The sequence below is a fragment of the Micromonospora sp. NBC_01405 genome (genome assembly GCF_045040155.1).
Classification (GTDB): Bacteria; Actinomycetota; Actinomycetes; order Mycobacteriales; family Micromonosporaceae; genus Micromonospora.
Genome location: NZ_CP109532.1, coordinates 262873 through 277436 on the forward strand (window position 1 = coordinate 262873; position 14564 = coordinate 277436).

General features: G+C 72.3%; 11 protein-coding genes. 7 read left to right on the forward strand and 4 right to left on the reverse strand.

The features are described from left to right. Positions 1-55 precede the first annotated feature (55 nt). Positions 56-415, forward strand: coding sequence for a YciI family protein (locus OG559_RS01265; RefSeq protein WP_405111280.1), 360 nt, complete (start codon positions 56-58; stop codon positions 413-415). A 43-nt stretch (positions 416-458) separates the two neighbouring features. Here the strand turns inward: OG559_RS01265 and OG559_RS01270 are convergent, their stop codons facing one another. Next, on the reverse strand, positions 459-902 hold the full coding sequence (locus tag OG559_RS01270) for a cytidine deaminase family protein (protein WP_405111283.1): 444 nt from the start codon (positions 900-902) through the stop codon (positions 459-461). A 98-nt stretch (positions 903-1000) separates the two neighbouring features. Between OG559_RS01270 and hrpA the strand changes: the two genes are divergently transcribed. After that, on the forward strand, positions 1001-5077 hold the full coding sequence (gene hrpA, locus OG559_RS01275; RefSeq protein ID WP_405111286.1) for an ATP-dependent RNA helicase HrpA: 4077 nt from the start codon (positions 1001-1003) through the stop codon (positions 5075-5077). Positions 5078-5161: 84 nt separating this feature from the next. Here hrpA and rfbB read toward each other — a convergent pair whose 3' ends face one another. After that, positions 5162-6202 carry a dTDP-glucose 4,6-dehydratase gene (gene rfbB, locus OG559_RS01280; RefSeq protein WP_405111289.1) on the reverse strand — a complete coding sequence of 347 codons (1041 nt, stop codon included), beginning with the start codon at positions 6200-6202 and terminating at the stop codon, positions 5162-5164. Positions 6203-6399: 197 nt separating this feature from the next. Then, entirely contained in the window at positions 6400-7335 is a 936-nt protein-coding gene (locus OG559_RS01285; protein ID WP_405111291.1) for a LysR family transcriptional regulator, read from the reverse strand. Between the two features lie 29 nt (positions 7336-7364). On the opposite strand from OG559_RS01285, the gene OG559_RS01290 reads away from it, so the two are divergent. Genes OG559_RS01290 through OG559_RS01300 form a run of 3 tightly spaced genes read left to right on the forward strand, consistent with a single transcriptional unit; the run spans position 7365 to position 10794 of the window. After that, positions 7365-8096 (forward strand): succinate dehydrogenase cytochrome b subunit, encoded by a 732-nt coding sequence (locus tag OG559_RS01290; protein WP_405111294.1) that lies wholly within the window; start codon positions 7365-7367, stop codon positions 8094-8096. A gap of 2 nt (positions 8097-8098) precedes the next feature. Next, complete coding sequence (locus OG559_RS01295) at positions 8099-10036, forward strand: fumarate reductase/succinate dehydrogenase flavoprotein subunit (RefSeq protein ID WP_405111296.1); 1938 nt, start codon at positions 8099-8101, stop codon at positions 10034-10036. Beyond that, positions 10033-10794: a succinate dehydrogenase/fumarate reductase iron-sulfur subunit gene (locus OG559_RS01300; RefSeq protein ID WP_405111299.1), complete on the forward strand. Its 762-nt coding sequence runs from the start codon at positions 10033-10035 to the stop codon at positions 10792-10794. Before OG559_RS01295 ends, OG559_RS01300 begins: the two co-directional genes overlap by 4 nt. Positions 10795-11034: 240 nt before the next feature. On the opposite strand, the gene OG559_RS01305 is transcribed toward OG559_RS01300, so the two are convergent. After that, positions 11035-12003, reverse strand: a complete 969-nt coding sequence (locus tag OG559_RS01305) for a peptidoglycan DD-metalloendopeptidase family protein (RefSeq protein ID WP_405111302.1) — start codon at positions 12001-12003, stop codon at positions 11035-11037. Positions 12004-12225: 222 nt separating this feature from the next. Here OG559_RS01305 and OG559_RS01310 point away from each other — a divergent pair, with 222 nt between their 5' ends. Continuing rightward, on the forward strand, positions 12226-13410 hold the full coding sequence (locus tag OG559_RS01310) for a zinc-dependent alcohol dehydrogenase (protein ID WP_405111304.1): 1185 nt from the start codon (positions 12226-12228) through the stop codon (positions 13408-13410). 127 nt (positions 13411-13537) lie between these two features. Continuing rightward, complete coding sequence (locus OG559_RS01315; protein ID WP_405111307.1) at positions 13538-14548, forward strand: serine hydrolase; 1011 nt, start codon at positions 13538-13540, stop codon at positions 14546-14548. Positions 14549-14564 lie beyond the last annotated feature (16 nt).

Consider the following 14564-nt stretch of genomic DNA (forward strand, 5'->3'; position numbering starts at 1 on the left):
TCGGAAACCCTCGTTCAGGCGATGACGGCACCATTCGCCCCCATACGCTGGTCGCATGGAATTCGACCAGCACACCGTCGTGCTCCTCGCCTGGCCCGAGGACGCGCCGGAGCTGCCCCGGGACGCTGCGGACCGGTTGCGCGACGCCCACCTGGCCCACCAGGCGGGGCTGGTGGAGCAGGGCCTCGTCCTGGCGGCCGGTCCCTTCCTCGACCCCGACGACGACCGGCTGCGCGGCTTCGCGGTGCTCGCGGTCGATCGGGCGGCGGCCCGCGAGCTGTACGGCAACGACCCGGCGGTCCGGGCCGGCCGGCTCGTCGTGCGGGTGATGAGCTGGCTGGTGCCGCAGGGCAACGTCCGGTTCGACGGCGCGCCGATCCCCCGGTCGATGCTGGAGATGGCGGCGGGCGACTGAGCCGGGGCCGGCGGCGGGCCGGGGCCGGGGGCCGCCGGGGTGGTCAGCCGGCGGCGTCCTCGCGGGGCGTCGGCACCCCGACACCGGCGTCGATCTGGTGGTCGGCCCAGACGTACTCCGTGGGCAGCAGCTCGGCGACCGGCACGGCGCGCAGCGCGTCCGCCGGGCCGACGATGACCCGGATCGACGGGAAATAGTCCAGCAGCACCTGTCGGCACCGGCCGCACGGCGGGATGACGCCCCGTCCCCGGTCGCCCACCGCCACGATCGTCTCCAGCTCGCCCGCACCCTGGGTGGCGGCGGCGCCGATCGCGACCACCTCGGCGCACGGCCCACCGGTGAAGTGGTAGACGTTCACGCCGGTGAAGACCCGGCCGTCGGCCGTGCGGGCGGCGGCGGCGACGGTGTGGTTGGCGCTGCGACAGCGCAGCTTGGCGACCGCCGTGGCGGCCTGTACCAGCGCCCGGTCGGTGTCTCGCATGGTCATTCTCGGCGTCCCCGCGGTCGGTGTCGGTCGGCGGTCAACTCTAGACGGCGATAACCGGGGGGCGGTCGGCACTCGGGCTGCCTATCCTTGGCGACGACATGCAGAATCCAGCCGCTCCCGCCGCTCCCGCCGCACCCGCCGCGTCCGACACCGTCCGCGAGCTGCACCGCCGCCTGCCCACCCTGATGTTCCGCGACCAGCGCCGGCTCCAGCGGCGCCTCGACGGCGCCCGGCGGCTGCGCGACCCGCAGCGGCGCGAGGCTGCCCTGGCCGAGATCACCGCCGACGTGGCCCGGGCCGAGCAGCGGCTCGCCGACCGTCGGGCGGCCGTGCCCGTGATCACCTACCCGGCCGGGCTGCCGGTCAGCGAACGCAGGGACGACATCGCCGCCGCGATCCGCGACCACCAGGTGGTGATCGTGGCCGGCGAGACCGGTTCCGGCAAGACCACCCAGCTGCCGAAGATCTGCCTGGAGCTGGGGCGTGGGGTGCACGGGCTGATCGGGCACACCCAGCCGCGCCGGCTGGCCGCCCGGACGGTGGCCGACCGGATCGCCGAGGAGCTGGGCACCGAGCTGGGCGACGTGGTCGGCTACAAGGTCCGCTTCCACGACCAGGTCGGCGACCGCAGCCTGGTGAAGCTGATGACCGACGGCATCCTGCTGGCCGAGTTGCAGACCGACCGGATGCTGCGCCAGTACGACACGCTGATCATCGACGAGGCGCACGAGCGCTCCCTCAACATCGACTTCATCCTGGGATACCTGCGGCAGCTCCTCCCCCGCCGCCCCGACCTCAAGGTGATCATCACCTCGGCGACCATCGAGACCGGGCGGTTCGCCCGGCACTTCGCCGCCCCGCCCGTCGAGGGGGCGGCGGAGGGCAGACCGGCGCCGGTGGTCGAGGTGTCCGGACGGACGTACCCGGTGGAGCTGCGGTACCGGCCGCTGGTCGAGGTCACCGAGGCCGAGGCCGACGAGAACGACGACGAGGAGAACGTCCGCGACCAGATCCAGGCGATCGGGGACGCGGTGGAGGAGTTGGCCGCCGAGGGGCCGGGCGACATCCTGGTCTTCCTCTCCGGCGAGCGGGAGATCCGGGACACCGCCGACGCGCTGGCCAGGCTGGTGGAGAAGAAGCGGTCGCTGCTCGGCACCGAGATCCTGCCGCTGTACGCCCGGCTGTCGTCCGCCGAGCAGCACCGGGTGTTCGCCCCGCACCCCGGGCGCCGGGTGGTGCTCGCCACCAACGTCGCCGAGACCTCGCTGACCGTGCCCGGCATCAAGTACGTGGTGGACCCGGGCACCGCCCGGATCTCCCGGTACTCCAGCCGGCTGAAGGTGCAGCGGCTGCCGATCGAGCCGGTGTCCCAGGCGTCGGCCAACCAGCGCAAGGGCCGCTGCGGGCGCACCTCGGACGGCATCTGCATCCGCCTCTACGACGAGCCGGACTTCCTGTCCCGCCCGGAGTTCACCGACCCGGAGATCCTGCGCACCAACCTGGCCTCGGTCATCCTCCAGATGACCTCGATCGGGCTGGGCGACGTCGCGGCATTCCCGTTCATCGACCCGCCGGACAAGCGCAACGTCGCCGACGGGGTGCACCTGCTGCACGAGCTGGGCGCGCTCGACCCGACCGAGACCGACCCGGACAAGCGGCTCACCCCGCTGGGCCGGCGGCTGGCCCAGCTCCCGGTCGACCCCCGGCTGGCCCGGATGGTCCTCGAGGGCGAGCGCAACGGCTGCGCCACCGAGGTGATGGTGATCGCCGCCGCGCTGTCCATCCAGGACCCGCGCGAGCGGCCGGCGGAGCGGCAGGCCCAGGCTGACCAGGCGCACGCCCGGTTCGCCGACCGGGAATCCGACTTCGTCGCGCTGCTGAACCTGTGGCGGTACCTGCGGGAACAGCAGCGGGAACTGTCGTCGAGCGCGTTCCGTCGGATGTGCAAGGCGGAGTACCTCAACTACCTGCGGGTGCGCGAGTGGCAGGACATCGTCAGCCAGCTCCGCCAGGTGCTCCGTACCCCCGATCAGGCCGGCGGTGGACGCGACGGGCGCGGCGCGAAGGAGGCCGGGGCGGACGGCGGACGGCGCGGCCCGGCCGCGGACCTGCCGGAGGAGATCGACACCCCGAAGGTGCACCAGTCGCTGCTGGCCGGCCTGCTGTCCCACGTCGGGCTCAAGGACCCGCAGAAGCACGAGTACCTGGGCGCGCGGGGCGCGAAGTTCGCCCTGTTCCCGGGGTCGGCGCTGTTCAAGAAGCCGCCGCGCTGGGTGATGGCCGCCGAGTTGGTGGAGACCTCCCGGCTCTGGGGTCGGGTGGCCGGCCGGGTCGAGCCGGAGTGGGTCGAGCCGCTGGCCCAGCACCTGGTCAAGCGCAACTACAGCGAGCCGCACTGGGAGAAGAAGCAGGCGGCGGTGCTGGCGTACGAGAAGGTCACCCTGTACGGCGTACCGCTGGTCACCGCCCGGAAGGTGAACTTCGGCCGGATCGACCCGACGCTGTCCCGGGAGCTGTTCATCCGGCACGCCCTGGTCGAGGGCGACTGGCAGACCCACCACCAGTTCTGGCAGGACAACCAGCGGCTGCTGACCGATATCGCGGAGTTGGAGAACCGGGCCCGACGGCGGGACATCCTGGTCGACGACGAGACGATCTTCCAGTTCTACGACGAGCGGATCCCGGCCGACGTGGTGTCCGGGCGGCACTTCGACGCCTGGTGGAAGCAGACCCGCCGGGAACGGCCCGACCTGCTCACGTTCACCCGGGAGCTGCTGGTCAACGCCGGCCGTGGCGGGGTCGCCGAGGACGACTACCCGGACGAGTGGCGGACCGACGGGGTCGCCCTCCCGCTGACCTACACCTTCGATCCGGGCACCTCGACCGACGGGGTGACCGTGGACATCCCGCTGCCGCTGCTCAACCAGGTGCCGGTGGAGAGCTTCGACTGGCAGGTCCCCGGCCTGCGCGAGGAGATGGTGATCGCGCTGATCCGGTCGCTGCCCAAGCCGGTCCGGCGCAACTTCGTCCCGGTCCCCGACTACGCCCGGGCGGCGCTCGCCGCGATCACCCCGGGCGAGGAGCCGCTGCTGGACGCGCTGACCCGGCAGCTGCGCCGGATGACCGGGGTGACCGTGCCCCGGGACGCCTGGGAGCCGGCGAAACTCCCCGCCCACCTGCGGGTCAGCTTCCGGGTGCTCGACGAGGAGAACAAGCCCGTCGCCGAGGGCAAGGACCTGCCGGCCCTGCAACGCCAGCTCCGCCAGGAGGTGCGCCAGGTGGTGGCCGCCGCCGCGCCGGAGGTGGCTCGCACCGGGCTGACCCAGTGGAGCGTCGGCACCCTGCCGCGCACCATCGAACAGGTCCGCGCGGGGTACGCGGTGACCGCGTACCCGGCGCTGGTCGACGAGGGGTCGACGGTCGGGGTGAAGGTCTTCGACTCCGAGGCCGAGCAGGCCGCCGCGCACTGGGCCGGCACCCGGCGGCTGCTGCGGCTGACCGTGCCGTCCCCGGCGAAGTTCCTCCAGGGGCGGCTGTCCAACGAGGCGAAGCTGGCGCTGAGCCGCAACCCGCACGGCGGCGTGCAGCAGCTCATCTCCGACGCGGCCGGGGCGGCGATCGACAGGCTGATCACCGAGGCCGGCGGCCCCGCGTGGGACGCCGAGGGCTTCGCCGCGCTGCGCGAGCGGGTCCGCGCCGACCTGGTGGACACCGTGGTCGAGGTGATGGGGCGGGTGCGGCAGGTGCTCGCCGCCGGGTACGCCGTCGAGCAGCGGCTCGGCAAGACCCAGAACCTGGCCGTGGTGGCCGCCCTGGCCGACATCCGGGCCCAGCTCTCCGGCCTGGTGCACGCCGGCTTCATCACCGAGAGCGGGTACACCCGCCTGCCCGACCTGCTGCGCTACCTGACCGCGATCGAACGGCGGCTGGACCGGCTGCCGGGCAACCCGCAGCGGGACCGCCAGCAGCAGGACCGGATCGCGGTGGTGCAGAAGGAGTACGCCGACCTGCTCGCCGCGCTGCCGCCGAGCCGGCGGCAGTCGGCGGCGGTGCGGCAGATCCGCTGGATGATCGAGGAGCTGCGGGTGAACGTGTTCGCCCAGGCGCTCGGCACCCCCTACCCGGTCTCCGAGCAGCGGATCTACCGGGCGATGGACGACGCAGAGGGCCGCTGAGCCGCCCGGGGCGGGTCGGACCGGCCCGTCCCCGGGCGGTACGGCCGCCACCGCCCGGGGGCCGGACGGCGTGCTGGCGGCGGGTCAGTGCACCGGGGCGGGCACCGCCCGGCCGACCGGGAGCCCCCGCACGGAGTTGGTCAGGCCGCCGGAGCGGGCCTCCGGGTACGCGTGCGCCCACCAGGCCCGGTTCTCCCGGTACCAGTGGAAGACCTCGGACAGCCCCTCGGCGAACCGGATCTGCGGCTCGAAGCCGAGCTCGTCGGAGATCTTGGTGTAGTCGAGCGAGTACCGCTGGTCCTGGACCTTGCGGTCGGCGACGTGCCGCACCCGCTCCCAGCCGGCCCCGGCGAGCAGCAGGATCTCCTCGGCCAGCGCCTTGTTGGTCAGCTCGACGTCGCCCCCGATGTTGTAGACCTCCCCGGCGCGGCCCTTGCCCAGCACCAGTGCGATGGCCCGGCAGTGGTCGTCGACGTGCAGCCACTCCCGGACCGCGCCGCCGTCACCGTGCAGGGTGATGTCCCCACCGGTGAGCAGGCTGGTGACGAAGCGCGGGATGACCTTCTCCACGTGCTGGTAGGGCCCGTAGTTGTTGGCGCACCGGGTGATCGACACGTCGACGTCGAAGGTGCGCCAGTACGAGCGCACGACGTGGTCGCTGGCCGCCTTCGACGCCGCGTACGGCGAGTTGGGCTCCAGCACGCAGCGCTCGGTCCACGCGCCGTCGGTGATCGACCCGTACACCTCGTCGGTGGAGACGTGCACGACCCGGCCCACGCCGGCGCGGGCGCAGGCGGCCATCAGGCGGTGCGAGCCCATCACGTTCGTCTCGAAGAACGGGGCCGGGTCGTCGATGGAGCGGTCCACATGCGATTCGGCGGCGAAGTGCACCACCGCGTCGTGCCCGGGGACCAGGTCGGCGAGCAGCGGCCGGTCGCAGATGTCGCCGCGGACGAAGGCCAGGCGGGGGTGGCTGGCGGGCAGGTTGTGCCGGTCGCTCGCGTAGGTCAGCTTGTCCAGGACCGTCACGTGGCAGTCCTGGAAGCCGGTGTACCGCCCGTTGAGCAGGCTCCGGGCGAAGTGTGAACCGATGAAGCCGGCACCGCCGGTAACCAGGATCCTCATGTGGTGGCCTCCCTGCCACGCGAGCCCGCGTGTCGACTTCGTCTTCGACAGGCCGACGGGGCGTCGTGCCTGTGCAAGGCTTCACCATAGGGGACCAACAGGAGCAACGCGGCTGATACAACGCGCTTAAGGACTATTTAACTCAAGCACGGCACAAGCGGACGGCAGGGCCGCAACATTCCCCCGACCGGGGTCCCTCACCTCGGCTCCACCCCGGGCGGGAGGTCGTCCGCCTCGATCGCGGTGTGCACGTAGTCCATCAGGATGCGGCGCAGTTCGCGCCCGGCGTGGGTGGGCACGACGTCGCGGCGGCGGGCCACGGCGATGGTCCGGCGCACCCCCGGCGGGGCCAGCCGGGTGACCCGGATGGCGGGTCGGCGGGCCACCACGATGCCGGGCACCAGCGCCACCCCGAGCCCGGCCTCGACGAAGCTGAGCACGGCGTCCATCTCGCCGCCGTCGACGGAGAGGGTCGGCTCGAAGCCGGCCTCCCGGCACGCCTGGAGGGTGGCGTCGCGCAGGTCGTAGCCCTCGCGGAACATGACCAGCGGCTGGCCGCGCAGGTCGGTGACGCGCAGCTCGCCGGCCGCCGAGGTGCCGGGGACCTCGTCCAGTGAGGCCACCACCAGGCTCTCCCGGAGGATCTCCTCGGTGTGCAGCCCCGGATCCGCGCCGTGGGCGGGCATGATGATCAAGGCCAGGTCGAGGTCGCCGCGGAGCAGGTCGCGGACCAGGTTCTGCGAGCCGCCCTCCTCCACCCGCAGGTCGACGGCGGGGTGGGCGTCGCGGAACCGGCGCAGCACCGGCGGGGCGAGCGCGGTGGCCAGGCTCGGGGTGGCGCCGAGGCGGACCCGGCCGCGCCGCAGCCCGACCAGTTCCTGGACCTCGCGGGTGGCGGTCTCGACGTCGGCGAGGATGCGCCTGGCCAGCGGGAGCAGCACCTCGCCGGCGGCGGTGAGGGCGATGTTGCCCCGCACCCGCTCGAACAGCGGCGCCCCGAGGTCGGCCTCCAGGGCGTGAATTTGCTTACTCAACGAGGGCTGGGTTATGCCGACGACATCGGCCGCCTGGGTGAAATGTCGCACTTCCGCGACTGCGACGAAGTAGCGGAGCTGATGGAGCTGCATCTGCATAGCCTATGGCTATCAAGACTGCGAGGTCCATGCATTGGACGACTGATCGATGTGCTCCTAGCGTCGGTCGAGTGGTACTCACGAAAACTCGGTCGCCCATCCGCTCCAACGTCGGTCTGAAGGCCGTCATGGCGGTGACGGGCATCCTCCTCATGCTGTTCCTGATCGCCCACATGCTCGGCAACCTGAAGATCTTCACCGGCGAGACCGCGTTCGACCACTACGGGCACTGGCTGCGAGACCTCGGCACGCCGCTGCTCCCGTCGACCTGGTTCCTGTGGATCCAGCGCACGGCGCTGCTGGTGGCCGTGCTGGGCCACATCGCCGCCGCCACGGTGCTCGCCCTGCGCGCCCGCGCCGCCCGCCCGGTGCGGTACGCCCACCGCAAGCCGGTCCGGGGCAGCTACGCGGCCCGCACCATGCGCTGGGGTGGGGTGATCATCCTGCTCTTCGTGATCTACCACATCCTGGACCTGACCACCGGTCACCTGAACCCCAAGGGCGATTCCAGCAACCCGTACGGCAACGTGGTCGCCGACTTCGCGCCGGAGCGCTGGTACGTCACGCTCTTCTACACCCTGGCGATCGTGGCGCTCGGCTTCCACCTGCGCCACGGCGCGTTCAGCGCGTTCCGCAGCCTCGGCCAGCAGACCCCCGGGGGCGAACGCCGGGCGCGTGCCGCCGCACTCGTCCTCGCCGTCGCGCTCTGCGCCGGCTACCTGGCGGTCCCGTTCGCCGTACTCACCGGATTGGTGGCCTGACCATGGATCTGTTCACCGAGGGCGACCCGATCGCCGACACGTTGGCTCCTGGCGGCCCGATCGAGGCCCGCTGGGACACCCGCCGCTTCGAGGCCAAGCTGGTCAACCCGGCCAACCGCCGCAAGATGACGGTGATCGTGGTGGGCACCGGCCTGGCCGGCGGGTCGGCCGCCGCCACGCTGGCCGAGCAGGGCTATCACGTCAGGTCGTACTGCTATCAGGACAGCCCGCGCCGGGCCCACTCGATCGCCGCGCAGGGCGGCATCAACGCCGCCAAGAACTACCGCAACGACGGCGACTCGGTGCACCGGCTGTTCTACGACACCGTGAAGGGCGGCGACTTCCGCTCCCGGGAGTCGAACGTGCACCGGCTGGCCGAGGTGTCGGTCAACATCATCGACCAGTGCGTCGCCCAGGGCGTGCCGTTCGCCCGCGAGTACGGCGGCCTGCTCGACACCCGCTCGTTCGGCGGCGCGCAGGTGCAGCGCACCTTCTACGCCCGGGGCCAGACGGGCCAGCAGTTGCTGCTCGGGGCGTACCAGGCGCTGGAGCGGCAGATCGGCCTGGGCAACGTCGAGATGAACGCCCGGCACGAGATGCTGGAGCTGGTCGTCGTCGACGGACGGGCCCGGGGCATCGTGGTCCGGGACCTGGTCACCGGCGAGATCAGCACCGAGATGGCCGACGCGGTGGTGCTCGCCTCCGGCGGGTACGGCAACGTCTTCTACCTCTCCACCAACGCCAAGGGCTGCAACGTCACCGCGACCTGGCGGGCGCACCGCAAGGGCGCCTACTTCGCCAACCCCTGCTACACCCAGATCCACCCGACCTGCATCCCCGTCTCCGGCGACCACCAGTCGAAGCTGACGCTGATGAGCGAGTCGCTGCGCAACGACGGCCGCGTGTGGGTGCCGAAGGCCACCGGCGACGACCGCGCGCCCCGGGACATCGGAGAGGACGAGCGGGACTACTACCTGGAGCGGATCTACCCCTCCTTCGGCAACCTGGTCCCCCGGGACATCGCCTCCCGGGCCGCGAAGAACGTCTGCGACGCCGGCCGGGGCGTCGGGCCGACCAAGCTCGGCGTCTACCTCGACTTCGCCGACGCGATCGACCGGCTCGGCCGCGAGGCCATCGAGGCCAAGTACGGCAACCTCTTCGAGATGTACGAGCGAATCACCGGCGAGGACCCGTACCAGGTCCCGATGCGGATCTACCCCGCCGTGCACTACACGATGGGCGGCCTCTGGGTCGACTACGACCTTCAGTCGACCATCCCCGGGCTGTTCGTGATCGGCGAGGCGAACTTCTCCGACCACGGCGCGAACCGGCTCGGCGCCTCGGCGCTGATGCAGGGCCTGGCCGACGGCTACTTCGTGCTGCCCAGCACCATCGCCAACTACCTGGCCTCCGGGCCGCTGGAGAAGGTCGACGCCAGCCACCCGGCGGCGGTCGAGGCCCGCGCCGACGTGGAGGATCGCGTCCGGCGGCTGCTGGCGGTCGACGGCGACCGGACGGTCGACTCGTTCCACCGCGAGCTGGGCCAGATCATGTGGGAGCACTGCGGGATGGAACGCAGCGAGGCCGGGCTGCGCAAGGCGATCGACGAGATCCGCGCGCTGCGCGAGGAGTTCTGGCAGCGGGTCCGGGTGCCGGGCGACGGCGAGGGGCTCAACCAGTCGCTGGAGAAGGCCGGCCGGGTGGCCGACTTCTTCGAGCTGGCCGAGCTGATGTGTGTCGACGCCCTGCACCGCGAGGAGTCCTGCGGCGGTCACTTCCGGGCCGAGCACCAGACCCCGGACGGCGAGGCGCAGCGCGACGACGACCGGTTCGCCTACGTGGCGGCCTGGGAGTACACCGCCGCCGGTGAGCCGGCCGTGTTGCACAAGGAAGACCTGGAGTTCGAATACGTGCACCCGACGCAGCGGAGCTACAAGTGAACCTGACCCTGCGCATCTGGCGCCAGCCCGGCCCCGAGGACAAGGGTCGGATGGTGACCTACCAGGTCGACGACGTCTCCCCCGACATGTCGTTCCTGGAGATGCTCGACGTGCTCAACGAGCGGCTGATCCTCTCCGGCGAGGAGCCGGTGGCGTTCGACCACGACTGCCGCGAGGGCATCTGCGGCATGTGCGGCCTGATGATCAACGGCGACGCGCACGGGCCGCAGCGCGGCACCACCGCGTGCCAGCTGCACATGCGGCAGTTCTCCGACGGCGACACGATCGACATCGAGCCGTGGCGGGCCCGCGCCTTCCCGGTCATCAAGGACCTGGTGGTCAACCGGGGCGCCTTCGACAAGATCATCGCCGCCGGCGGGTACATCACCGCGCCGACCGGCAGCGCCCCCGACGCGCACGCCACGCCGGTGGCCAAGGCCGACGCGGACGCCGCATTCTCCTCGGCCGCCTGCATCGGCTGCGGGGCCTGCGTGGCGGCCTGCCCGAACGGCTCCGGCATGCTCTTCACCGCCGCCAAGCTCACCCAGCTCTCGCTGCTGCCGCAGGGCCAGCCCGAGCGGTACACCCGGGTGATCGGGATGGTCGACGCGCACGACGAGGCCGGCTTCGGCGGCTGCACCAACGCCGGCGAGTGCACGGTGGTCTGCCCGAAGGGCATCCCGCTGAACACCATCGGCCGACTCAACCGCGACTACCTCACGGCGACCGCCAAGGGCGGCGGCACCCCGGGCTCCTGACCCGACCGCACCCCGACGACCGACCGCCGCGCCCCACCGAGGGCCGGCGGTCGGCCCGTCGGCCGACGGGCCTCCCACTCCCCCGCCCCTCCCCGCGTGGTCCCGGTGCGCGCACTTTCACGGAAAGTGGGGCCATGGCGCGCGTCGATGCCACACATTCCGTGAAAGTGCGCGCAGGGGAGGTGGGGCGCAGGGGAGGGTGCGGGCGCAGGGGAGGTGGGGCGCAGGGGAGGTGGGGCGTCAGATCAGCACGCTCCAGGTCACCGGGCCGACGAGGCCATCGGCGACGAGACCGTTGCGGCTCTGGAAGCCGCGTACCGCGCTGGTGGTGACCGCACCGAAACCGCCGTCCACGACGAGGCCCGCGCCCCGGCCGTTGAGCGCGGTCTGCAGGCCGCGGACCAGGTCGCCGGAGTTGCCCTCAAGCAGGGGCAGGACGAGGGCCGTCCAGGTGATCGGGCCGACCATGCCGTCGGCGTAGAGGCCTCGGCCACTCTGGAACGACCTGACCGCCGAGGCGCAGGCCGGCCCGAAGACGCCGTCCACGACGACGGAGATGCCGCGCGCCCGCACCAGGTACTGGATCACCTTGGGCACCCATCCCGAGGCGCCCTGGCTGACGCTCGGGTAGCCGGTGCTGCCGACGGGGGCCGTCGAGCCGAGGGTGATGCCCCGATTGGCCAGGAAGACCCGGGGGTCCGTCGAGGTCAGCCGGGGTCGGTGGATCTCGAAGTGCAGGTGCGGGCCGGTCGAGTTGCCGGTGTTGCCCATCAGGCCGATCAGCTGTCCGCAGCTGACCTGCTGGCCGTCGCTGACCAGCACCCGGTGGAGGTGGCCGTAGTAGGAGAAGTAGCTGTCGGCGTGGTTGAGGTGGACGCTGTTGCCGGTGCGACCGCCCAGGGGGCCGCTCGCCGTGTCACCCGGGTACGAGTTGGTCTTGATGTCCCGGACCGTTCCGGCGGCCGTCGCGTAGACCGGGGTGCCCTGGCTGTTCGCCACGTCCCAGCCCGTGTGGGTGGGGCGGCCGGGCGTCTTGTATCCGGAGGTCAGCGCGCCGAGCGTCGGGTTGCTCCAGCCGGCGACCGCCGCCATCGCCGGGCTGGGCACGCCGACGACCCCGATCCCGATCCCGACGCCCAGCGCCGTGAGGAGGGTGCGACGCCGAGCCGGCGCATCGAGTAGGCGGCCCGTTTCCGAATCGTCGCTCATTGTTGTCTCCCGATGCTCGCTCGTGTCGTGGCCGGTGGACGATCCGGTGACGGCCATCGTAGATCTTCCATATCGACAGATCAATACGCCGTGGGAGCCGCAGGCGGAGCAGGCCATCGCCGGGTCGACGGGCGAGCCACCGGCACCCGCGCCCCCGGTTCAACGGCCCTGACGCGGGTAGCAGTCCCGTAGGGGCGGCACCGACGAGGGGACGAGGAAGACATGAAGGCACTGACCTGGCAGGGCAAGCGGGACGTCCGGGTCGAGGAGGTGCCGGACCCGCGCATCGAGGAGCCGACCGACGCCGTCGTCCGGATCACCTCCACCGCGATCTGCGGCTCCGACCTGCATTTGTACGAGGTGCTGGGGCCGTACCTGAAGCCCGGCGACGTGCTGGGCCACGAGCCGATGGGGATCGTCGAGGAGGTCGGGTCCGGGGTGACCCGACTCAAGCCGGGCGACCGCGTGGTGATCCCGTTCAACATCTCCTGCGGCTCCTGCTGGATGTGCGACCGGCAGCTCTACGCCCAGTGCGAGACCACCCAGGTGACCTCGCAGGGCAAGGGCGCCGCCCTGTTCGGCTACACCTCGCTGTACGGCTCGGTGCCCGGCGGGCAGGCCGAGTACCTGCGGGTGCCGCACGCCCAGTTCGGGCCGATCAAGGTCCCGGAGAGCGGCCCGGACGAGCGCTGGCTGTACCTGTCCGACATCCTGCCCACCGCCTGGCAGGCGGTGCGGTACGCCGACACCCCGCCCGGCGGCACCCTCGCGGTGTTCGGGCTGGGCCCGGTGGGGCAGCTCTGCGCCCGGATCGGCCGGCACCTCGGTGCCGACCGGGTGATCGGGCTGGACCTGGTGCCGGAGCGGCTGGAGATGGCCCGCCGGCACGGCATCGAGACGCTCGACGTCAGCCGGCTCGACAACGTGCCCAACGCGCTGATCGACCTGGTCGACGGACGCGGACCGGACGCGGTGATCGACGCGGTCGGCATGGAGGCGCACGGCTCCACCTCGGGCAGGCTGGCCCAGGCCGCGGCCGGGATGCTGCCGGACAAGCTGGCCCGGACCATGACGGACAGGGCGGGCGTGGACCGGCTGACCGTGCTGCACGCCGCGCTGAAGGCGGTCCGCCGGGGCGGCACCGTGTCGATCTCCGGGGTGTACGGCGGGGAGGTCGACCCGCTGCCGCTGATGGAGATGTTCGACCGGGGCGTCCAGGTTCGGATGGGGCAGTGTCACGTGCGCCGGTGGACCGACGAGATCATGCCGCTGCTCTCCGGCGACGGCGACCCGCTGGGGGTGGAGGACCTGCGGACCCACCGGGTGCCGCTGGCGCAGGCGGCGCAGGCGTACCAGATGTTCCAGAAGAAGGAGGACGGCTGCGTCAAGGTCGTGCTCGCGCCGTGACCCGTACGGCGTTGGTCACGGGGTCGGTCGCCGGCCCTGGCGACCGGTTTCGGGTCCACCGGAATCGATCTTCTCCCCTAGGGTGGCGGCGGAACGGATGATCCGCGACCACCGACGGGGGAGACGAATGACGATCAGGGTGAACCGCAGGGCTGCGTTGGGGCTCGGCACGGTGGCGACCGCCGGCACGGTGCTCGGCGCCGGCACGCCGGCCTCCGCCGCCGCCATGCGCCCCCGGGCGGCGGCCACCGCGGCCGAGGCCGCGAGCTGGGTGGCTGCCAGGTACGCCCAGGAGTCCACCCGGGCCGGCGGCAACTGGCAGGCGTACGTGACCGTCGCCAACTCGTCCGCCGCCCCGCTGGTGGCCGTCGCCGACGAGGCGGACGCCCAGATCGAGGCGTACAGCGTGAACAAGATCGCGGTGGCCACGGCGGTGCTGGACAAGGTCGACCGGGGACTGCTCACGCTCGCCCAGCAGGTCGACGTGACGGCGTCGATCGTGGTGCCCGGCGGGGACGGGATCTTCAGCCTGGACGGCGCGTACCCGAGCAGCGTCACCCTGGGGCACGCGCTGGCGAACCTGCTCACCGTCTCCGACGACACCGCCGTTCGGCTCTGCGGCCTGGTCTGCCCGGCGGCCGAGCTGAACCAGATCCTGGTGGCGAAGGGCTTCCCGAACACGCAGGTGCAGCCGGTGGCCAACCCGAACCGGTTCTTCCTCGGCACCAGCACCCCCCGGGAGGCGCACAACCTGCTGCGGGCGCTGGTCGCCGGCACGCTGCTGTCGGCGTCCTCGACGGCGTTCCTGCTCGGGCTGCTGCGCTCCCCCGTCGCGTTCACCGACGGCATCCGGCGCGAGATGTCCTCCGCGCAGCGGGCCCGGATCGCCACCAAGGCGGGCTGGTTCGGCAGCGCCCGGCACGAGGCCGGGGTGATCTTCGACTCCGCCGGCGCGGCGGTGCTGACGTACGCCCTGTTCGCCGACGGGCAGGCCGACGCGGGCAACTTCGGCGCGACCCACCCGGCGGTGCGGGCCCGGGCCCGGATGGGGCGCAGCTTCCTGGCCGCCGTCGACGGGCTGACCGGCGTCGGTGCCATCCACCGGCCGGCCGTGCGGCGGCCGAGCAACGGCGGCTGACCAGGCCCGGCCACCC

Excerpts from the sequence above, each read along its gene's own strand:
- OG559_RS01270 (WP_405111283.1), bottom strand. The coding sequence starts at position 902 with ATGACCATGCGAGACACCGACCGGGCGCTGGTACAGGCCGCCACGGCG.
- OG559_RS01265 (WP_405111280.1), top strand. The coding sequence starts at position 56 with ATGGAATTCGACCAGCACACCGTCGTGCTCCTCGCCTGGCCCGAGGAC.
- OG559_RS01315 (WP_405111307.1), top strand. The coding sequence starts at position 13,538 with ATGACGATCAGGGTGAACCGCAGGGCTGCGTTGGGGCTCGGCACGGTG.
- OG559_RS01305 (WP_405111302.1), bottom strand. The coding sequence starts at position 12,003 with ATGAGCGACGATTCGGAAACGGGCCGCCTACTCGATGCGCCGGCTCGG.
- rfbB (WP_405111289.1), bottom strand. The coding sequence starts at position 6,202 with ATGAGGATCCTGGTTACCGGCGGTGCCGGCTTCATCGGTTCACACTTC.
- hrpA (WP_405111286.1), top strand. The coding sequence starts at position 1,001 with ATGCAGAATCCAGCCGCTCCCGCCGCTCCCGCCGCACCCGCCGCGTCC.
- OG559_RS01295 (WP_405111296.1), top strand. The coding sequence starts at position 8,099 with ATGGATCTGTTCACCGAGGGCGACCCGATCGCCGACACGTTGGCTCCT.
- OG559_RS01310 (WP_405111304.1), top strand. The coding sequence starts at position 12,226 with ATGAAGGCACTGACCTGGCAGGGCAAGCGGGACGTCCGGGTCGAGGAG.
- OG559_RS01285 (WP_405111291.1), bottom strand. The coding sequence starts at position 7,335 with ATGCAGATGCAGCTCCATCAGCTCCGCTACTTCGTCGCAGTCGCGGAA.
- OG559_RS01290 (WP_405111294.1), top strand. The coding sequence starts at position 7,365 with ATGCATTGGACGACTGATCGATGTGCTCCTAGCGTCGGTCGAGTGGTA.